The organism is Kitasatospora sp. NPDC091335, assembly GCF_044757205.1.
Taxonomy (GTDB): domain Bacteria; phylum Actinomycetota; class Actinomycetes; order Streptomycetales; family Streptomycetaceae; genus Kitasatospora.
In genome coordinates this window covers 179,234-199,589 of the sequence record NZ_JBIVUM010000003.1, presented here as the reverse complement: position 1 = coordinate 199,589, position 20,356 = coordinate 179,234, and the positions used below count along the sequence as shown (strand labels likewise).

At 71.7% G+C, this 20,356-nt stretch carries 16 protein-coding genes; 7 read left to right on the top strand and 9 right to left on the bottom strand.

Annotation, left to right across the window (positions count from 1 at the left end; genetic code table 11):
- Window positions 1-26: 26 nt before the first annotated feature.
- From ACIQOW_RS09535 to ACIQOW_RS09505, 7 genes are all read right to left on the bottom strand, one after another.
- The gene (locus ACIQOW_RS09535; RefSeq protein ID WP_401081825.1) at window positions 27-659 is read right to left on the bottom strand and encodes a LysE family translocator; all 633 of its coding nucleotides are present in this window, start codon (window positions 657-659) and stop codon (window positions 27-29) included.
- A gap of 116 nt (window positions 660-775) precedes the next feature.
- Window positions 776-2,074, bottom strand: coding sequence for a coproporphyrinogen-III oxidase family protein (locus tag ACIQOW_RS09530; RefSeq protein WP_401081822.1), 1,299 nt, complete (start codon window positions 2,072-2,074; stop codon window positions 776-778).
- A gap of 64 nt (window positions 2,075-2,138) precedes the next feature.
- Window positions 2,139-3,671: a radical SAM protein gene (locus ACIQOW_RS09525; RefSeq protein ID WP_401081820.1), complete on the bottom strand. Its 1,533-nt coding sequence runs from the start codon at window positions 3,669-3,671 to the stop codon at window positions 2,139-2,141.
- A complete protein-coding gene (amrS, locus tag ACIQOW_RS09520) occupies window positions 3,668-5,104 on the bottom strand; it encodes an AmmeMemoRadiSam system radical SAM enzyme (protein ID WP_401081818.1) in 1,437 nt (478 codons plus the stop codon). The genes ACIQOW_RS09525 and amrS overlap by 4 nt, the downstream gene beginning before the upstream one ends.
- A gap of 554 nt (window positions 5,105-5,658) precedes the next feature.
- The gene (locus ACIQOW_RS09515) at window positions 5,659-6,630 is read right to left on the bottom strand and encodes a hypothetical protein (RefSeq protein WP_401081815.1); all 972 of its coding nucleotides are present in this window, start codon (window positions 6,628-6,630) and stop codon (window positions 5,659-5,661) included.
- The gene (locus ACIQOW_RS09510; RefSeq protein ID WP_401081812.1) at window positions 6,630-7,400 is read right to left on the bottom strand and encodes a uracil-DNA glycosylase family protein; all 771 of its coding nucleotides are present in this window, start codon (window positions 7,398-7,400) and stop codon (window positions 6,630-6,632) included. The genes ACIQOW_RS09515 and ACIQOW_RS09510 overlap by 1 nt, the downstream gene beginning before the upstream one ends.
- A 408-nt stretch (window positions 7,401-7,808) precedes the next feature.
- Window positions 7,809-9,998: a germacradienol/geosmin synthase gene (locus ACIQOW_RS09505; protein ID WP_401081810.1), complete on the bottom strand. Its 2,190-nt coding sequence runs from the start codon at window positions 9,996-9,998 to the stop codon at window positions 7,809-7,811.
- Window positions 9,999-10,473: 475 nt separating this feature from the next.
- Between ACIQOW_RS09505 and ACIQOW_RS09500 the strand changes: the two genes are divergently transcribed.
- Together ACIQOW_RS09500 and ACIQOW_RS09495 are read left to right on the top strand one after the other, a co-directional pair.
- Window positions 10,474-11,862 carry a family 2 encapsulin nanocompartment cargo protein terpene cyclase gene (locus ACIQOW_RS09500; RefSeq protein ID WP_401081807.1) on the top strand — a complete coding sequence of 463 codons (1,389 nt, stop codon included), beginning with the start codon at window positions 10,474-10,476 and terminating at the stop codon, window positions 11,860-11,862.
- A 140-nt stretch (window positions 11,863-12,002) separates the two neighbouring features.
- Entirely contained in the window at window positions 12,003-12,881 is an 879-nt protein-coding gene (locus ACIQOW_RS09495) for a geranyl diphosphate 2-C-methyltransferase (protein WP_401081805.1), read from the top strand.
- A 303-nt stretch (window positions 12,882-13,184) separates the two neighbouring features.
- Here ACIQOW_RS09495 and ACIQOW_RS09490 read toward each other — a convergent pair whose 3' ends face one another.
- Entirely contained in the window at window positions 13,185-13,829 is a 645-nt protein-coding gene (locus tag ACIQOW_RS09490) for a dihydrofolate reductase family protein (RefSeq protein WP_401081802.1), read from the bottom strand.
- 307 nt (window positions 13,830-14,136) lie between these two features.
- Between ACIQOW_RS09490 and ACIQOW_RS09485 the strand changes: the two genes are divergently transcribed.
- The 3 genes from ACIQOW_RS09485 to ACIQOW_RS09475 all read left to right on the top strand — a co-directional run bounded on the left by ACIQOW_RS09485 (window position 14,137) and on the right by ACIQOW_RS09475 (window position 16,192).
- The gene (locus ACIQOW_RS09485) at window positions 14,137-15,207 is read left to right on the top strand and encodes a phosphatidylinositol-specific phospholipase C domain-containing protein (protein WP_401081800.1); all 1,071 of its coding nucleotides are present in this window, start codon (window positions 14,137-14,139) and stop codon (window positions 15,205-15,207) included.
- A 114-nt stretch (window positions 15,208-15,321) separates the two neighbouring features.
- A complete protein-coding gene (locus ACIQOW_RS09480) occupies window positions 15,322-15,711 on the top strand; it encodes a ribonuclease domain-containing protein (RefSeq protein ID WP_401081797.1) in 390 nt (129 codons plus the stop codon).
- Between the two features lie 130 nt (window positions 15,712-15,841).
- Window positions 15,842-16,192: a 5-carboxymethyl-2-hydroxymuconate Delta-isomerase gene (locus tag ACIQOW_RS09475; protein ID WP_401081795.1), complete on the top strand. Its 351-nt coding sequence runs from the start codon at window positions 15,842-15,844 to the stop codon at window positions 16,190-16,192.
- Between the two features lie 81 nt (window positions 16,193-16,273).
- Here ACIQOW_RS09475 and ACIQOW_RS09470 read toward each other — a convergent pair whose 3' ends face one another.
- Complete coding sequence (locus ACIQOW_RS09470) at window positions 16,274-17,881, bottom strand: alpha/beta hydrolase (RefSeq protein WP_401081792.1); 1,608 nt, start codon at window positions 17,879-17,881, stop codon at window positions 16,274-16,276.
- Window positions 17,882-18,027: 146 nt separating this feature from the next.
- On the opposite strand from ACIQOW_RS09470, the gene ACIQOW_RS09465 reads away from it, so the two are divergent.
- Both ACIQOW_RS09465 and ACIQOW_RS09460 read left to right on the top strand, forming a co-directional pair.
- The gene (locus ACIQOW_RS09465; protein WP_401081789.1) at window positions 18,028-19,380 is read left to right on the top strand and encodes an MFS transporter; all 1,353 of its coding nucleotides are present in this window, start codon (window positions 18,028-18,030) and stop codon (window positions 19,378-19,380) included.
- Between the two features lie 160 nt (window positions 19,381-19,540).
- Entirely contained in the window at window positions 19,541-20,356 is an 816-nt protein-coding gene (locus tag ACIQOW_RS09460) for an SAM-dependent methyltransferase (RefSeq protein ID WP_401082856.1), read from the top strand.

Here is a 20,356-nt window from a genome sequence, read left to right as displayed (position 1 = left end):
GCCGCACCGAGGAGAGGGGGTACGGCTCAGGCGAACGACTGGTAGGCGAGGAAGCCGCCGAACAGGATGACCCCGACACCGGCGATCAGGTCGACACCCTGCAACAGGCGGGCGCTGAGCCGTCGGCGGAACACCAGGACGCCGGTGCTCAGCAGGGTGAACCACAGGAGCGTGCCGCAGCCGACGCCGACCAGCATCGAGACCGAGGCGGGCAGCGTCCCGGTGACGTTCGCCGCCGTGGCCGCGGCGAACGCGGCGGCCCAGTAGCCGATCGTCGCCGGATTGGAGGCGGTGGCCGCCAGCGCCGTACGGAAGGCCTTCGCCGGGCGGACGGGCTCGTGTTCCGGCTGCTCCTCGCCCGCGGCCTTCACCCGGAAGGCGGCCCGCAGGGAGCGCGCGCCGATGTACACCAGCACCACGGCCCCGGCCAGGCCGAGGACCGTCCGCAGCACCGCGATGTCCAGCAGTTTGCCGACACCGGCCAGGCCGAGTCCGGCGTAGGCGACGTCCACCAGCGCCGCGCCCAGGCCGATCGCCCAGCCGGTCGGGAAACCGTCGCGCAGGACGCTGCGCACGCAGAGCAGGCCGATCGGGCCGAGGGGCAGGGCCACCAGGAATCCGAGGCTGAGTCCCGCGAACCACGCGGGGAGGACGTTCACCGTTCTCCCCGCACGGCCGGCGCGGCCTTTCGGCTCAGGAAAAAGGCCTGGTGCGAGCACGTGCGCGACAAACCGGTCAGCCCCTCGTGACAGTTCGACAACGCTCGTCGATCAGATCACTCGACGAGCTCCGATATGCCGAACCGTACCTCATCGCCCTGAGCCGGACTGAGATCTTCGGGCGCGTAGAACAGCTCGTACACATTGGTCGACAAGAGCTGCCCGAGCCTGGTCAGGGCGTACACGTCCGATCCCCGCGGCTCCAGCCATCCCTTCTCGACGAGCTGTTCGATCTCCGGCCCGAATACCGCCTCCATGGTGACGCCGAACCGGTCCTGGAAATCGGGCCGGCTGACCTCGCACATCTTGAGGCCGCGGATCATGACGCGGCGCATCTCCTGGTCCTTGGTGAGATAGGTGGCGAAATCCAGCGGGATTCGGCCGCTTTCCACCATCTCGTAGTACTTCTTCAGCGGTTTGACGTTCACGAAGAGCCGGTCGTGGATGACGCTCTTCGAGGAGACGCCGAATCCGATCATCGGCCAGGTCCGCCAGTAGTACTCCAGGAAGCGCGAGTAGTCGGCGCAGCGGTCGGGGTGGAAGTAGCCCGTGGAACTGCGCCGGACGAAGCCGGCGGCCTCCAGCGCGTCGATGGCGTACTCGTACATCCGGCGCTCGTCCGCGGCCGTGGGGAGCGCCATCTTCCCCGAGGTGATGAGCGAGTGGAAAGCCGTCTTCGGCCAGATCTCCAGGCCGTAGGCCGTGACGCAGGCCGGTTCGAGTTCGATGGCGCGGTCGACGCTGCGCTTCCAGTCGTCCACGGACTGGTCGGGGAGCGGGAAGATCAGGTCGATGTTGGTGTGGGTGAAGCCGCCGTCGACGACGGTGCGGAAGGCCCGCTCGGCGGTGGCGCGGTCGTGCGAGCGGTTGCAGATCTCCAGCAGCCGGTCGTCGAACGCCTGCACGCCGACGCTGAGCCGGGTGAAGCCCGCCTCCCGCATCCGGGCGATCTTGGCCTCGTCGACCGTGGAGGGGTCGAACTCCAGGCCGATCTCCGCGCCCTCGTTGAACTCGAACGACTCCCGGCAGACGTCCAGCAGCCGCGCCGTCTGGTCGCCGGTGAGGATGCCCGGCGTACCGCCGCCGAAGTACACCGCGTCGACCCGGAACCCGGGGAAGGAGCGGTTGGCGGCGAAGGCCCGGATCTCGCGTTCGAGCGCGTCGACGTACTGCGCGAAGTGCTGCTCGTTGCGGTTGATGTAGACGGTGTAGTCGCAGAATCCGCACTTGGTGAGGCAGAACGGCACGTGCAGGTAGAGCACCGCGTTCTCGAGGCGGAAGTACTCGTCGTACTCGTGGTGGCGGTACTTGAACGGATAGGTGTGGATGTTCCGGCGGACGATCTTCTCGGCCATCTGCTGTCGCTCCTTCATCGGGGCCGGCCCGGCGTGCTGGTGGACGGATCGGAGGGGGAGGCCGTCAGCAGAGGACCTGGAAGGGGTGGACGTCGGCGGCCGGGTCGAGGGCCGGCCTGTCGTTGGGGACCACCGGGCGCCCGCAGGAGACGAACAGGTCGTCGTAGCGCGCCCGGGACCGTTCCCGGTAGTCGACGGCGGACCTGGCGAGCATCTTGACGACCTCCTCGGCCAGCATCAACTGGTACTGGCACGACTCGGAGTTGAGCTCGTTCACGTCACCGGTCGCCACGTGGTTCTCCTGCCGGCAGCCGCCGCCGCACAGGTAGCGGGCCCAGCAGCCGCCGCACACCGGGTGCTCGTCGACCGTGCGCTGCCACTCGGGGTGCTCCCGGGTGAGCCCCTCGGAGCCGGTGCCCACGTCGAAGGACTCGTCCCCGACCAGGCGGTGGCACGGGCTGACACTGCCGTCCGGGGAGTGGGTGTAGTACGTCCGGCCGCCCGAGCAGAACGCCAGCGCGGCGGCCCCCTCGGCGATCATCTGCACGGCGCGCTCGTACTCCAGGACGCCCTTGAACCGGTTGCCGGGCGCGAACAGCCGCGGGTAGTGGACCAGGAACTCCTTGAACTGCTCGACGATGCCGGGCTGGAGGAAGTGGTTGATGTACCGGATGCCCTTGGGCTCGGAGAGCTTGCGGTCGCCCAGGGTGAGGGCGATGGGCACCGTCGTGCCCTGCTCCACCGGGTAGACGCCCGGGTAGATCTGGAAGTAGTCGAAGAGGTCCAGCTCCCACAGGTCGAGCACGTTGTCGGTGAGGCGGGGCTGCGCCGTCGCGATCGTCATCCGGGCGACCAGGGTGACCTCGTCACCGCACGCCTCGCGCAGCCGGACCAGGTTGCGGATGATCCGGTCGTAGGACCCCTTCCCGTTCTTGGAAGGCCGGTTGGCGTCCTGGACCTCGCGGCCGCCGTCGAGCGAGACCGAGACGATGAAGCGGTGGTCCCGGAAGAGCTCCTCGATGCCCTGGGGCATCAGGGTCAGGTTGGTCGAGATCCGGTGCACGAACTCGGTGCCCGAGCTCTCGGCGAGCGCGCGGGCGCGTTCGCAGATCCGGCGGATCACCTCGAAGTTGGCCAGCGGCTCGCCGCCGAAGAACTCGAAGCGGACCCGCTGCCCGGCCGCGGCGTAGCGGTCGACGAAGTCGAAGATCCAGGCGATCGAGTGCTCGCCCATGGCCTCGGTGATCCGGCCGTAGTCGCCGCCCTCGGCGAAGCAGTAGGTGCAGGCGAGGTTGCAGACGTTCGTCAGGTTGACGTTGACCGCGAAGTCGGCGCCGTCGGACAGCGCGCCCTCCCGCAGCCGGACCCGGTTGGACTCCTGGCCGGCCGCGGCGCCGGCCAGCAGCTGCTCCCAGGCCTGCCGCTCGTCGGGGTGCAGGTGGTCGACCCCGGACGCCAGCCGTTCGGCGGTGTCCGACGGGGCGAGCAGCAGCCGGTGGCTCCCGGTGATGAGGACGGCGGAGGTGTCGGCGCTGAACGGCAGGACCCGGTAGTCCGTGCCGTGCCTCAGCGTCCCCGTGCCGGCGGGGCCGTTCACGACCGGGGGCCGGGCTGGAAGAGCGGCAGCGGCGAGACGTCCTCGTTCAGCGTCCCGGCGGAGGCCTCGACGGTCGGGAAGTGGGCGCGGTCGAAGACCTGGTGGAGGCTGGACGTGCACTGCGGCGGGACGGCCACCTGGACGCCGGCCTCGCCCGCGGTGCTCTTCGCCGCGATGAACCGGAAGCTCTCCTGCGGGGCCAGGTCGACGATCTGCCACCCCTGGTCCGCGGCCGGGTCGCCGTAGCGGCGGTGGTAGGCCCGCACCGGTGCGTCGGAGGTGTTGCGCACCTGGACGTGCAGGGCGCGGACGTCCCCGTGCCAGTCGAAGCGCGCCAGGTCCAGGCCCTGTCCGGTGGGGAGTTCCGGCACCCGGGTCCGTTGCCGGGCGTCGGGCAGCAGCACGACCCCGGCGGGGGTGCCGCACCCGGTGCAGGCGCCCTTCGCGTCCACGCCGAGCAGGTCGGCGTTGAGGCCGTACCGGGTGATCTGGAGCAGGCCGCAGCTCCGGCACCAGGTGTTGGTCGACTCGGTGTCGTACACGTTCCCCAGGTAGACGTGGTTCAGCCCCAGGTCCTTGGCGACCTTGCGGGCCCGTTCCAGCCGGTCGACGGGGGTGCGGATGGTGTCGGTCATCTTGTAGTCCGGGTGGAAGCGCACGAAGTGCGTCGGCACGTCGGGGTCGAGCCGTTCACCGACGAAGGCCGCCATGTCCCGGGCCGTCTTCTCGTCGTCGCTGAGGTCGGTGACCATCAGCGTGGACACCTCGACGTGCTTGCCGGCCCGGTAGACCTGCTCCGTGCCCTCCAGGACCGGTTCGAGCCAGCCCTTGGTGATCCGCCGGTAGTACTTCGGGTCGAGGGACTTGATCGACACCGAGAAGATGTCGATGACCGGGATCAGTTCCTCGATGGCCTCGCCGCTGATGAAGAATGCGGACTTGTAGAGGTTGACGATTCCCGCCGCCTTGGCCAGGGCCGCGGTCTCCACGACGAACTCGTGCCACACCACCGGGTCGTTGTAGGTCCAGGAAATGACCTTGATGCCGTGCCGGACGGCGATGTCCACGACCTCCTCGGGCGTGTAGTGGTAGACGTCCTTGTCCTCCACGTAACGCGCCTGCGAGGTCTTCCAGTTGTGGCAGTAGTCGCAGTTGAGCATGCAGCCGACGTTGCCCATCGACAGGATCCGGGCGCCGGGCGCGTAGTGGAACACGGCCTCCGTCTCGATGGTCTCCTCGGTGGCGTGGACGGAGCGCCCGTAGTTCAGCGTCACCAGGCGGCCGTCCCGGTTGGCCCGGACCCGGCAGAATCCGTGCTGGCCGGGGCGTATCCGGCAGTTCCGGGGGCTGAGATGACATCGGACGATGTCGTCCTCCAGCCGCTCTTCCAGTCTGGCGGGGTGGGGTTCCTTGTCCCAGGTCTTCTGCGACATGGCGGTTCCTTCCGTGCGGTGGTACGGCTGCGACGGGCAGGAGTGTGTGGGAGGGGGGTGGTGGAATTCGACAGTGGCCGGAACCGCGGATTCGGCGGTGGTCCGGATATCGGGTCATGCTTTCCCGCTGGGAAAGCCCGCTGCCCGGGGGGATTCGCGGGGCCGGCGGGAACAGAGGATCGCCGCGGATTCAGCGAACTTCGATGAGTTCACTGGACGTTCTTATTCCTGTCAAGAAGTCCGAACGTCGTGCGATCCGGTCGGTGTCGCTAAGCGGACAACGCGTGCGGATCGCGCGCGGGCACGGGTAAGGCGACCCTTACTTTCGGCGATCTCGGGTCTGCTCAGCGGGTTCCCCGGCCCGGGGCCGGCACCGGCCGTTCCGGTCGGGGGGCGCGAGTGGGGCTGCCCCACGCGAGAGGTGGCCGAAAGTCGTCGCCCACAGCCGAATTGAGCTCCTGCCGCATCACCGGTCACCCGTCGCACGTGCCGCTTGCCCCGCACCGGTCCCGGCCCCGCACCGGCCGGGGCCCCCACGGGGTCTGCCGCGCCCGTCAGGAGTCCCGGCGCAGCAGCGCGGCGGCGGCCGCCAGCAGGTCCTCGTTGTGGCCGAGGACGTCGCGCCTGGTCGGCCGGTGCAGCCGGCCGGCCGCCACACCGAAGTCCTCCAGCGGGACGCCGATGCTCGCCCCGGCCCGGGTGGCACGGCGCAGGGCGATGCGGAAGCCGGCCCCGCGCGGCAGGGCCGGCAGCAGCTCGGGCAGCCAGACGCCCAGCAGCTCGTACGTCCAGACGTTGGCGCCGCCGGCGCCGGTGCTCGCGGCCGTCCCGAGCACCGGGCCGGGGCGGCCGTCCGCCTCTCCGTCCGCCCCTCCGTCCGCCGCTCCGCTGTCCGCTCCGTTGTCCGCGAATCCGGCGGCGAAGACGTCGGCGGCCGAGTACGTCAGCGCGTCGACGATCAGGACCTTCGGCCCCGTGTAGTGCGGCAGCCCCGCGGTGACCGCCTCGGGGTCGGTGAGCGGGAACGCCTGCGAGTACGGTTCGCCGGTCTCCACGGCGTCGTGGATCGAGTCCGTCCACCGGCGCAGGGCCGGATCGGCGCGGACCAGGGCGAGCGCGGCCCGGGTCGTCGGCAGCGAGAACCGGACCGGGGCGTACGCGAGCAGCGCCGTGGGCGCGGCGGTGCCGAGCACCTTGGCGGGCCAGGTGACCGACGTCGAGTAGTCCGGTGCGCGCGTCTCGTCCACCCAGCGGTCGTGGTGCAGGTACGGGACACCGACCGCCTCCCAGAGCGGCAGGGTGTTGTACTGGAGGTGGCTGTGGAGGTCGACCAGGCCGGGCAGGACCAGCGCGCCCGTGCCGAGGAGGTCGACGACCGGGGCGGCGCCGAACCCGGCCGGCGCAGCCTGCCCGGCCGGCAGCACCGCGCCGAGCCGGCCGTCGTCGCCGACGTACACCGCGCCCGGGTCGAGGATCCGGTGCTCGCCGTCGAAGGTGACGACGGTGCCGCGCAGCACGAGGGCCATCAGCTCGGCGCCTTCCAGACCAGGGTGTGGCCGTCGTCCGGGGTCGGGCGGCCGACGGAGTTCTGCGTCTGGTCGCCCGCGGCCCGCACCCAGGCGTCGTCCCCCAGGAACGCCGGTGCGCCGAAGGGCAGGTCGCGGCGCGGGATCGGTCGGTAGTCGCTCTCCAGGAACGTGTCGCCGTAGTTCGGGCCGGTGGCGTCACCGTCCTCGTCCGGCTCGACGACCGGGCGCAGCGCGGTGATCGCGGCGCGCCAGCCGTCCAGCAGCGCCACCGGGTCGTGGCTCGACGGGTGGGGCGCCTTCACCAGCACGGCCTGCTGCGGCCGGGCGTCCCACAGCCGCACCGCCTCCTGGGCCATGAACCCCATCGCGACGACGGCCCGCAGCCCCGGACCGACCGCCGTGCCGAGGACCTCGTTGCGCCAGTGCGCCTGCGCGGGTTCGTCGAGCCGCTCCTTCATCGCCTCGGCGCGCGACGGGTGGACGGCGTACGCCCACGCGTTGAGGCAGACGTAGGACCGGGTCAGCCCCAGCTTGGCGAGGAACCCCTGCACCCGCTGCCCGGCGTTGCCGACCAGGGTGCGCCCGGCGATCCGCTCGGTCGGCCCCGGGTCGGAGGCGACGACCAGTACCCTGGCCGAGCCGTCCAGCCGCCCCCGGTAGAACACCGGCCCCCAGTCGAACCAGAACGCCTGTTCATCGGGCGGATCCGGTACCCGCGCGAACAGCTCCGCGAAGGCGTCCGTCGGCCCCCGGTCGAACTCGGCCATCGGTCATCACCTCGTTCACCGGTGGCCGCCCGGGCACCGGCGCTCACGGACCGTGGCGGGTCCCGTGTTCGGCGGGGGCGGTACCGGGGCGTGTCGGCCGTTCCGGTGTCCCTACCAGCGCACCACACCGCCCCCGTCCCCGCAAAACGGTGCCGGTGCCGGGCTGCGCGGGCCGCCCCGGCGCCGGTGCTGTCGGAGTCCCGCGCTAGCTTGCCGCCATGGGCGACCTCTACGAGATCTCGATCACGCTGGACCTGGTGGACGATCTGTCGGCGGAGGAGGCGGAACTCCGGTGGCACCTGGGGCTCGGGCCCCGGCCGGCGGAGCTGCGCATCGTGCCGGCCGGACGGGCGGGTCGGCACGGGAGGTCGGGTCAGGCCGACCTCCCGTGCCGGTCGGGTCAGGCGCTCAGCCGATCCTGGCGGCCGAGGTGCCGAGCCCGGTGGGGGAGGGCAGCAGCCGGGCGGGCAGGGTGGTGCGGACCGGGAAGTCCGTGTACCGGCCCGTCCGCAGGTGCCAGGCGTGGAACCCGGCCAGCCACTCCTGGAGCTGCCTGACGTAGTCCGCCATTCCGGCCCGCTCCTGTTCGCCCAGCTCCAGTTCGTCGTAGAGCACGGGCAGTTCGGAGTCGGTGAGGTGCTCGAACTCCTTCATCCGGGCGGTGAGGAGGTCGTTCACCGCCGCGACCGTGTCCGGGAGCGTCCCACCGGTGAAGCGGCGCAGTGCGTAGACGCCGTTGTGCACGTCGTCCTCGTACTCGATCTCCACCTGGTACGAGGCCACGTCGTTGAACCAGCCCGCCCAGTCGCCGACCGCCGTGACCAGCCGGCGCATCGGCCGGCTGGTCATCACGGCGTCGGGGACGGCCACGCCTGCGGCGTGGTGGATCAGGTCCGCGCAGACCCCGGCGCCGAGGGTCTGGCGGCGCATCTCGGTGTAGTCGATCAGCTCGGGCGTGCGGTTCTGGAGGGCGTTGAACACCTCCCACACCCCGGAGCGGAGGTGGACGACCGTGCTGGCCGAGAGCTTGCGCCGCAGCTCGTCGCCGACGGCCGGGGCGGTGCGGCACCAGAGATCGGCGAGCCCCTGCTCGGACGGGTTGGTCGGCGTCGGCAGCACGGCGACCGGCTCGGCCGGGACGAAGAGCTCCAGCCGGTCGAGGTAGGCCTTGGCGCCGGCCAGGTCGCGGCGGCGCTTGAACACTTCGAGCAGGTAGTCGTCCTGGAGGAAGCCCCAGGTGTACCAGTCGTTGAGCAGGTCCAGCTGCTCCAGCGGCGCGTCGGGGTGGGTCAGAGCGCCGAACAGCGCGAAGTCGGCGGCCCGGACACTGGCCTCGTCCCAGATCCCCAGCCCGGGAACGTCCAGGATGCCCGTGCGACGGACGTACGCCTCGCCGTGCTCGCGCGCCGTCTCCAGCTCGCCGTTGGTCCTGGCCTCGAAGGGCATGTAGAACTCGGGCAGTTCGAGCTGCTCGCGCTCCTGGCGCGGGGCGTTGAGGTAGCTGCGGGCCCGCAGGCCGAGCGGGGCCGGGCCGAGGCCGAGCCGGGCGGCGGCGGTACCGAGGCCGGAGGGGGTGAGGAAGGACGGCGAGGGTGCGGCGGCGGGCTCCGAGTCCGCGGGCAGGTAGCGGCCGCCGGGGCGCAGGGCCCACTCCAGGTTGCCGGCCATCCAGTCCTTGAGCCCCTGGACGTAACGCAGGACGTCGGCCCGCTCGTCGGGGGTGAGCAGCTGTTGCTCGAAAACGATGGGCAGTTCGGTGGCGGCGGTGTGGTCGAACTGCTGGAGCCGGTCGGTGACCAGGTCGTTGACGACCTCCACCGCCCGCCCGGTCTCGCACCCGAGGAAGTGCTCCACGACCGTCACACCGTTGTTCACCTTCCCCTCGGCGAGGTCGATCTCGTAGGAGATGATGTCGTTCTGCAACCCCTGGGAATCGGCGAAGGCCGCGTTGAGCAGCTCCAGCGGGCGCTGGTCGAGCAGGCGCGGCGGAAGCTCCAGGCCCAGGGCGTGTTCGAGCAGTTGGGCCGACCAGAGGATCCCGCCGACGGAACGCCGCATCTCCAGGTACTCGATCGGGTCGAGGACGCGGCTGCCGTCCCGGGCGAGGTTGAACAGCTCGCGCAGCGCCTCCTCGGCCATGTCCTGGATCACCGCGACGTAACGGCGCAGCCAGGGCTCCGACTTGCCGGGCGCGGTCCGGGTCCAGAGGTCGGCCAGTCCGCGTTCCAGCGGGTTCTCCGGGGTGAGGCCGGACGCGCTGCCGTCGAGGGGCATGAAGTCCAGCAGGCGGAACAGGTATTCCCTGGCGGAACCGAGTTGTTCGGCCTCGGTGTACGCCTGGGGGAAGTAGTCGTCGACGTACCAGCCCCAGACGTACCAGTCGCTCATCAGGCAGAGTTCGTCGGGTGAGGCGTCGGGGTGGGTCCACGCGGCGAAGAGCGCGAAGTCCATCGCGGTGAACCGTTCCTCGTCCCAGACGGGTTCGAGCATGTCCATCTCGCGGACCCAGAGCAGGCTCTGCGCCCGGGCCGCCTCCAGATGGGGGTTGAGGCGGGCCGGCCACGGCAGGTAGAAGTCCGGCATCGAGATCGCTGCCACTGCGGGTTCCTTCCGGGAGTTCGGATGTGTGACCAATGCGTGGCAGGCGACCGTCGGTCAGTCGTTTCGCATTCGAACAGTCCCAGCCACGAGTGGCACAACGCGGCGGGCCGGGTCAGGACACGGGTGTGGTGCACCGGGTTGACGCGCGAGGCGGGACGGGCGGGCGGCCGGCTCGGGGCCGAGGCGCGGAAGAGGCGGGGTGGGGCGATGCACGACTGTGGCACGCCCAAACACAGTCAGCACAAACGTTCACCCTATCGGGTGATGAAGATCGTCCGTTGTGATGCGGAACGCCCCTTCGCGCCTACGGTGGGGAACCGAGCGGAACGGGGCCTCCGGCCGGAGTTCCTGTTCGAGACGGGTGAGGTGACGACCCGTCATGTAGTGCGACCCTTCTCAGAGGAGGCTCCATGCCCCTGCGTGCCAGACCGGACACACCGTCCGGGCCCGACTCCGCCCCGGCGGTGGGCTCATGAGTTCCCCGGCGATCGAGCGGATCCTGCGCGGGCCCAGCGGACTGGGCACCTCGGGGCTGCAGTTCCGGCCGCAGGTCCCGGCGTCCGAGGCTGTGACGCCGGAGGTCGCGACACCGGAGGTCGTGACACCCGGGGTTGCGGCACCCGAGGTCTCGGCTGCGGAGATCCCGGTGCCCGAGGCTCCGGTGGCCGAGGCCGTGGTGCCCGACGTCGTCGTGCCCGAGACCACGGCGCCGCAGGCCGTGGCCCCCGAGGCCTGGCTGTCGGCCCTCCTGATCCCGCCCGGCGTGACGCCCTCCGGCCCCGCCCTGGCGGGCCTGACCCCGACCGGTCTGATCCCGGCCGGGCTCACCCTGCCCGCCGAGGGTACGGTCGCCGAGGTGCCGAGCGGGGGCAAGCCCAAGAGCGGGGACCCGATCCCCGGCCTCTACTACCATCCGGTCGCCGAGCCGGACCCGGTACGGGTGGAGGCGCTCAGCGCCAAGCTCAAGATCTGGGCGATGGAGGAGATCGAGCTCTACCCGCCGGAGTGGGAGAAGGACTTCGACGGGTTCTCCACCGGGCGCTACATGGTGGCCTGCCACCCGGACGCGCCGAGCGTCGACCACCTGATGCTCGCGGCCCGCCTGATGGTGGCCGAGAACGCGGTGGACGACTGCTACTGCGAGGACCTCGGAGGTTCGCCGATCGGCCTGGGCAGCCGCCTGCTGCTCGCGCACACGGCGCTCGACCCGCTGCACACCACGCCGGAGTACCAGCCGGACTGGGAGGCCTCGCTCTCCTCGGACGCGCCCAGGCGCTCGTACCACTCGGCGATGGAGTACTTCGGCCGGGCCGCCACGCCCTCCCAGTCGGACCGCTTCCGGCACGACATGGCGCGGCTGCACCTCGGGTACCTGGCCGAGGCCGCCTGGGACCAGGCGGACCACGTCCCCGAGGTGTGGGAGTACCTGGCCATGCGCCAGTTCAACAACTTCCGCCCCTGCCCGACGATCACGGACACCGTCGGCGGCTACGAGCTGCCCGCCGAACTCCACGCGCTGCCCGCCATGCAGCGGGTGATCGCGCTGGCCTCCAACGCGACCACCATCGTCAACGACCTGTACTCGTACATGAAGGAGCTGGCCAGCCCCGGACTGCACCTGAACCTGCCGGTGGTGATCTCCGAACGCGAGGGCGTCTCCCGCAAGGAGGGCTACCTGAAGGCCGTCGAGGTCCACAACGACCTGATGCGCGCCTTCGAGGCCGAGGCGGCGGCCCTGGCCGTGGCCTGCCCGGTGCCGACGGTCCTACGGTTCCTGCGCGGCGTGGCCGCATGGGTCGACGGCAACCACTACTGGCACCAGACCAACACCTACCGCTACACCCTGCCCGACTTCTGGTGACGGGAGCGGCTCCCGGCGACCGGTCCCCGTTCCGGTGACCGCCGTCCGGCAGCCGTCCTCCGGTACCCGATTCCTGTGACCGCTCGACCGGTGAGCGATTCCCGGCGAGCATCCGTCAACCATCCCGTAGGAGCTGACCCATGTCCGTGACCGACGACATCACCACCCCGGGCAACACCATCCCCGGCCCGGCGACTCCGTACCAGGGCGACATCGCACGCTACTGGGACCACGAGGCCCGTCCGGTCAACCTTCGCCTGGGTGACGTCGACGGCCTCTACCACCACCACTACGGCATCGGTGCGATCGACCAGGCCGCGATCGGCGACCCGGCCGACAGCGAGCGCGAGAAGAAGGTGATCTCCGAGCTGCACCGCCTGGAGTCCGCCCAGGCCGACGTGCTGCTCGACCACCTCGGCGACATCCGCGCCGACCACACCCTGGTCGACGCCGGCTGCGGCCGTGGCGGCTCGATGGTGATGGCCCACCAGCGCTTCGGCTGCCGGGTCGAGGGCATGACCCTCTCCACCCAGCAGGCCGACTTCGGCAACAAGCGCGCCGCCGAGCTGGGCATCGGGGACTTCGTCCGCTCCCGGGTCGCCAACATGCTGAACATGCCCGTCGAGACCGGTACGGTCGCGGGCTCCTGGAACAACGAGTCCAGCATGTACGTCGACCTGCACGACCTGATGGCCGAGCACTCCCGGGTGCTGAGCGTCGGCGGCCGGTACGTGACCATCACCGGCTGCTGGAACCCGCGGTACGGCCAGCCGTCGAAGTGGGTCTCGCAGATCAACGCCCACTTCGAGTGCAACATCCACTCCCGCCGCGAGTACCTGCGGGCGATGGCCGACAACCGCCTGGTGCCGCAGGCCGTCATCGACCTGACCCCGGACACCCTGCCCTACTGGGAGCTGCGGAACACGACCTCGCTGGTGACCGGCATCGAGGAGGCGTTCATCGAGTCCTACAAGGACGGCTCCTTCCAGTACGTGCTGATCGCGGCCGACCGGGTCTGATCCCGGCGACGCGCTGATCGGGCAGCCCTGATCAGGCGGCTCCGACCCGGCGGTCCTGATCAGGTCGTGGCGCAGCGGCGGGGGGCGCCCCCCCGGGGGGGGGGGGGCCCCCCCCGGCGCGGGGGGGGGGGGGGCCCCCCCCGCCGCCCCCGCGCGGGGCCCCCCCGGCCCCCCCGCCCCCGCCCCCCCCCGCCCCCGCGCCCCCCCCCCGGGGGGGCGGGGGGGGGGGGGGGCGGGGGGGGGGCGCCCCCCCGGGGGGGGGGGGGCCCCCGCCGCCGTGCTCGTGCGGGTGGGGGCCGCCCGCTACGGCCGGGTGAAGGTCAGGTGGGTGACGCCGCTCGGGCCGGCCACCGCCTCGGTGCGGAATCGTTGTTCCAGCCCTTCGAGCCCGTCCCAGAGCCGCTCCCCCCGCCCGAGCAGCAACGGCACCACGACCACGTGCAGGTGGTCGATCAGATCGGCCGCCAGGAAGGCCCGGACGGTGCTCGGGCCGCCGCCGATCCGCACGTCCAGACCGCCGGCCGCCTCCCTGGCCCGGCGCAGCGCCTCCTCGGGGGAGGCGTCGAGGAAGTGGAAGACCGTCCCGCCGTCCATCTCCAGCGAGGGCCGCGGGTGGTGGGTGAGCACGAAGACCGGGGTGTGGAACGGCGGGTTCGGTCCCCACCAGCCGCGCCAGTCCTCGTCCTGCCAGGGGCCGCGCTGCGGGCCGAACTTGTTGCGGCCCATGATCTCCGCGCCGATGCCGTCGGCCCAGGTGCGGGCCATCGCGTCGTCCACGCCGGTCCCGCCGCCCTCCTTGCCGCTCATCCGCCGGAACGTCCGGGTGCCGAAGAACCAGTCGTGCAGCCGGTGGCCGGCGTGGCCGAACGGCGCGTCGAGGCTCTGCCCCTCGCCGGTGCCGTAGCCGTCCAGGGAGATCGAGAAGTTGTGGACCCGGACCAGGGACATCGGCTTCCTCCGCCGTTCGGTGCCTCGGGGGCGGGGTGTCGTCCCGGTCGCGGACCGGCCGCCCTCGCATCCGGGTCACGCTAACCCGGGGCGGTGGTGTCCCGACGTTCCGTCACCGTCGTGGGCGTGGCGGCCGGGGCGAGTGGGGGTCAGGTGGAGGAAGGGGAGGGGAGCCGGGGAGAAGCGGTGCAGCCGTCACGCTATTGTCGTGCCTTCTTCATCCTGAGCACGCCCGGGCGGGCGATGCTTCGTCAGGCTGCCCGGGAGCAGGGCGGCCGGCATCCCACGACTTGGGGGGACCGTTCCGATGACCGTACGCCGCACCCTGACCGGATTCCTGGCCGCCGGCCTGATCGCCGCCGCGGCCGCGCTGATCCCGACCGCACCGGCCGACGCCACCACCGGCGGACCGGGCGACCTGCCGTTCGGCTCCGCGACCACCGTCGGCCTGCACAACACCTACGACCCGGCCGCCTTCCCGTACCTCGCCCAGGGGCTGGACACCGGCACCGGGATGATCGAGCTGGACCTCTGGCCGAACATCGTGACCAAGCAGTGGCAGGTCAGCCACTCCAACCCGTTCGGCAACTCCAACAACTGCACCGCCGCGAGCACCCCCGCGCAGCTGTACGCGGGCGGCACCGACCAGAACCTGGAGAGCTGCCTGGACGACGTCCGGGTCTGGCTCGCCGCGCACCCGGGCGCCGGCCCGCTGGTGATCAAGCTGGAGCTCAAGCCCGGCTACTCGGCCAACACCGGGATGGGCCCCGACCAGCTGGACACGCTGATCGCCGCCCACCTGGGCTCCGCCGTGCTGCGCCCGGCCGACCTGCTGGCCAAGCCCGGCGGCGGCTCGTACCCGAGCCTCGACGAGGCGGTGCGGGCCGGCAACTGGCCGAGCCGCTCGGCGCTGGCCGGCCGGGTGCTGCTGTACGCGATCCCGGGCACCGTCGAGCTGGGCAACCCCTTCGACACCCTGCACACCGACGTCGAGCAGGGCCGGCACCTGCGGGGCCTGGCGGCGGCCGGCCGGATCGGCCAGGCCCAGGTGTTCCCGTCCGTGCTCGGCGCCGCCACCGGCGACCCGCGCGGCCAGTACACCGGTGCGGACACCTCGATCCGGCCCTGGTTCGCGGTCTTCGACGGTGACGCCTCCACCTACGTCAGGACCATCGACACCGCGTGGTACGACAACGCCCACTACCTGCTGGTGATGACGGACTCGCACCTGGTCGCCCCGGAGATCAGCGGCACCGACCCGACCGCCGACCAGGCGCGGGCCCGCACCGAGCAGTTGGCGAAGGCGCACGCGAGCATCGTGTCCAGCGACTGGCGCAAGCTCCCGTCGGTGCAGTCGCTGGTGCTGTCGCGGGGCTGAGTCCGGCCGGGCCGCTGACCGGGTCACGTCACCGGAAGGTACGTCGTGTTGACCGGAGATGAAGACTTGGAACGGGGCTTCCGATGGCGCGGGGCGGTCGCCATCCTGTTTGTCATGACCCGAACTCTACGCGCATGGAAGACTCGCGTCGCCGCCACCGCCACCGTCGCCCTGGTCACCCTCGCGCCGATCGCCGTCGCCACCGAGGCGCACGCCGCGGTCGGCTCGGTGTGCCTGTCCGTCCTGCCCTCCCAGGCCGACACCACCCTCGACCTGATCGCCTCCGGCGGTCCGTTCCCGTACAGCCAGGACGGCATCGTCTTCCAGAACCGGGAGGGAGTGCTGCCCTCGCGGTCGACCGGCTACTACCACGAGTACACCGTGGTCACCCCGGGCTCGCCGACCCGCGGCGCCCGTCGCATCGTCACCGGCACGCAGTACCACGAGGACTACTACACCGCCGACCACTACGTGACCTTCCGCAGGATCGACTTCGGCTGCTGACGACCCGGCCTCCGTTCCACCCGTTCCACCGGTCCCATCCCGTCCGGGGCCCCGGCGCCGCACCCCGCGCCGGGGTCCCGGACGGCTCCGGTAGCGTCGGGGCGTCCGTCACCGACGCCCGGAGGTTCCCGTGCCGCAGATCCTGGTCGACCACTCGGCCGCACTCGACTTCGACCGGGCGGGCCTGGCCGCCGAACTCCACCGGGCGATGACCGAGGTGATCGACACTCCGGTCACGGACTGCAAGACCCTCTTCCGCCCCGCCGATCTGCACCACGTCGGGGACGGGACGAGCGGGGAGACCGCGGTGCTGGTCGAGGTGAAGATCCTGGCCGGCCGCAGCACCGCGCAGCGCGCCGCACTGACCGACCGGGTGCTCGCGGCGCTGCGCGACCGGCTGGCCGAGCCGGCCGTGATCGGCGTCCAGGTCACCGAACTCGACCGCGACACCTACCGCTTCGTCCACCACCCCGGGCACTGAGCGGGACCTCCGGGAAACGGCGGCGGCGCCGGACCCGAGGGTCCGGCGCCGCCTTCCGTTTCGGTCCGGGTCGCTCCGGGGTCAGTCCGTCGGGCAGTGGATGCCCGCGGCCGGGACGGTGCCGTCCAGCAGGAAGGTGTCCACCGAGGCGCGGACGCACTTGCTCGCGCCGTACCCGGTGTGGCCCTCGCCGTCGCGGCTGAGCAGCACGGCGTTGCCGAGCTCGGCGGTCAGCTTCTCGGCCCAGGCGTACGGGGTGGCCGGGTCGCCGGTGGTGCCGACGACCACGATCGGGTTGGCGGCGGCGGACTTGATCACGTGCGGCTTCTCGGTGGCGCGGAACGGCCAGATCCGGCAGTCCGGGTCGAACAGCGCGGACTGCGGGTCGTGCTTGCTGATCAGCGGGGCCTTGGCGGCGAGGTCGGTCAGCGCGGCCTGCAACTGCTCGCCGGCCGGTGCGTCGGTGGCGCCGTCGGCGCAGTGGATGGCGGTGTAGGCGTCCGCCGAGGGCCGGTAGTGGCCGTCCTTGTCGCGGCCGTTGTAGGCGTCGGCGAGGTCGAGCAGGTAGTCGCCCTTGCCGCGCACCATCGCCCAGCCGATGGAGTTGCGCAGACCCTCCCAGGCCTTCTCGCCGCCGTAGAGCCGGCTGATGACGCCCGTCCAGGCGATGCTGGAGGTCAGGGCGCGGCCGCTCTCCGTCTTCAGCGGCTTGTCCTTGAGCCCGTCGAGGAACGTGGCGAGCTTCTGCGTCGCCTGCTCGGGGTCCTTGCCGAGCGAGCAGGCGGCCTTGGTGACGCAGTCCGCGGCGAAGGCCTTCAGGGCCCGCTCGAAGCCGGCCTGCTGCTCGATGTTGTGCTGGACCAGCGAGGTGGAGGCCGAGGTGGCGCCGTCCAGGACGACCCGGCCGACCTTGTCCGGGAACTCCTCGGCGTAGAGCGAGCCGAGGTAGGTGCCGTAGGACAGGCCGAGGTAGCTGAGCTTCTGGTCGCCGAGGACGGCGCGCAGCACGTCCATGTCCCGGGCGCTGTTGCGGGTGCTGACGAACGGCAGGATCTGGGCGTACTTGGCCTGGCAGGCGTCGGCCAGCTGCTTGCCGTGGTCGGCGCCGGCCTGGTCGGTGTTCAGCCAGCCGTCCCGGGCCTGGTCGTCCAGGCAGTTGAGCGGGCTGGTTCCGGCGGTGCCGCGCGGGTCGAAGCCGACGATGTCGTAGCGGTCGTGCAGCGGTCCGTCGAAGCGCTTGGGGTCGTAGGCGACCATCTCGACTCCGGAGCCGCCCGGGCCGCCGGGGTTGAGCAGCAGCGAGCCGATCTTCTGGTCGGGCTTGGTGGCCGCGTTGCGGACCACGGCGACGTCCAGGGTGGCGGTGGCCGGGGCGGTGTAGTCGAGCGGCACCTTGAGCGTGGCGCACTGGAGTGCCGAGGTGTCCTCCTCGTTCTCCGGGTCCTTCTTGCAGGGGCCCCAGGTGAGCTGCTGGCCGTAGAAGGCCTTGAGCGCGGGGTCGTTGGCGCCGGTGGGCTTGACCGTCGGCGTCGGGGTCGGGGTGGCGCTCGGTGCCGGGGCAGCGGCGGTCGTGGTGGTCGCGGGCGCGGCTGTGGTGCCGCTCCCGCTGGTGCAGCCGGCCAGCAGGGCGGCGGTGGCGAGGGCTGCGACGGCGGCGGGCAGGACGCGCCGCGGGGTACGTGTGATCATGGAATGCACGGCACACAAATATCACCTGACTGTCACATCAGTCACATGGGATTCTCAGAAGCCTCTGTGGAGCGGCCCTGACGACGCCGATCACCCGGCGGCCGGGCGTGATTCCGTCCGGGTCCGGACGGTGCCATGCTGAGGTCATGACAGATCGCAGCGCGGCCGCTCCGGTCCGCGACGAAGCGCAAGCGGGCGGGCGGCGGCGGGAGTTGGCCGCGGCGACGGTCGGATCGGTGGTCGAGTCCTTCGACTGGAACATCTACGCCGTCCTGGCGCCCTACTTCGCGGCCGACCTCTTCGGCCACGGCAAGCACGGCGTCAGCGGCGTGCTCGGCGCGTACGTCACCTTCGCGGTGGGCTTCGTCGCCCGGCCGGTCGGCTCCTACCTGATCGGGCGGCTCAGCGACACCAGGGGGCGGCGCTTCGCGCTGAGCCTCGGCATGGCGGTGATCGCCGTCGCGAGCCTGGGCATCGCCGCGGTGCCGGGGCAGCAGGCCATCGGGGCCTGGGCGGCGGTGCTGGCCGTGCTCGCGCGGGTGGTGCAGGGGCTCGCCTTCGGCGGAGAGGCACCGAGCGTCGCCGCGTACGTCACCGAGACCGCCCCGCCCCGGCACCGCTTCGCGTTCAGCTCGGTCTCCTACGGCGGCATCATCCTCGGCTCGCTGCTCTCCTTCGGGGTGCTCACCCTGCTGATCCACACCATCGGCAAGTCCGGCCTGGAGAACGGCGGTTGGCGCTGGGGCTTCGTGGTCGCCGCGCTGCTCGGGCTGGCCGCCGTCTGGGTGCGGCGACGGGCTCCGGAGAGCGCGGAGTTCCACCGCGCCCGCGAGCGCGCCCGGCACACCGCCCGCCCGCCGTTCCTGCGGGTGCTGCGCGAACACCGCTGGGCGGTGCTCACCGTCTTCCTCAACACCCTGGGCGGGACGGTCGGTTACTACTTCGCGCTGGTCTACCTGCCGCAGTACGCCGCCGCCTACCACGTGATCGACAAGGAGGAGGCGGCCTCCTTCATGACCGTGGTGCTCGGCGCGGTCCTGGCCACCATGCTGCTCACCGGCGCCGCCGCCGACCGCTACGGCCTGCTGCCGGTCGCCCGGATCGGGTTCGCCCTGCCGATCCCGCTGGTCGGCGTGCTGCTCGCCGGACTGCGCCAGGGCTGGCTGCCGTTCCAGATCGTCGCCGTGCTGCTGGGGATGCTGGTGGCCACGGTGCTCGGCACGCTCAACGTCTTCACCGGGCTGCTGTTCCCCACCGAAGTGCGGGCGGTCGGCCTCGGCGTGGTCAACGCGGCCACCATCGCCGCGTTCGGCGGAACCTTCCCGCTGCTCGCCGAGTGGCTGTCGGACCGGCACTGGCTGGGTGTGATCCCCTGGTACGTCACCGTCTGCGCGGCGGGCCCGGCCCTCGGGCTGCTGACGGCGATGCGGGTGCCGTCCTTCGCCGCGGCGGTCCTGGATACGGAACGCACGGTTCAGCGGACGCCTGGAACCGCCTGACGGACAGTCATCCCATGTGGTTGAGTGGTCAACACAACGCCGATCGGGGAGGGCGAGCGTGGACACCAGCGCATCGGGTACGGACACACCGGACACCAACGCACCGCACCGCAGCACGGAGGACACCGACGCACAGGACACGTTCGTGTCGGACAGCTGGCTGACCGAGCCCGGCTTCGAGACACCGCCGCAGGTGGACCTGCGCATCGACAGGGCGCACTCCGCCCGGGTCTACGACTACCTGCTCGGCGGGAAGACCAACTTCCCCGCCGACCGCGAGGTCGGCGACCGCGTGATGGCCGACCTGCCCGGCGCGCGCGCCGACACCACCGCCGCCCGCGCGGTGATGCACCGGATGGTCCGCCGGCTCGCCGAAGTGCACGGCGTCCGCCAGTTCCTGGACATCGGCACCGGCATCCCCACCGCGCCCAACCTGCACGAGATCGCCCAGGCCGTCGACCCGGCCTGCCGCGTCGTCTACGTCGACAACGACCCGATCGTGCTCGCCCACTCGCGCGCGCTGCTCACCAGCACCACCGAGGGCCGCACCGCCTACGTCCACGGCGACCTCCAGGAACCCGAGCGGTTCCTCGCCGACCCGGGGGTGGCCGCCACCCTGGACCTCTCCCAGCCGGTCGCGCTGACCCTGATCAACATCGTCCACTTCCTCTCCGACGAGGCCGCGCACCCGCCCGTCCGCAAGATCCTCGACGCCCTGCCCGCCGGCAGCTTCCTGGCCCTCACCGCCGGGACCGCCGACATCGCGCCGGAGCGCATGGACAAGGCCACCCGCCGCTACGCGGAGGCCGGGATCACCCTGCACTTCCGCACGCGCGAACGCGTCGAACGCTTCTTCGCCGGGCTGGAACTGGACGAGCCGGGCGTGGTCCCGGTCAACCACTGGCACCCGGACGCCGACGCGGCCGTGACGGAACACAAGGTCTCGGCGTACGGCGGAGTCGGCCGCAAGGCCTGA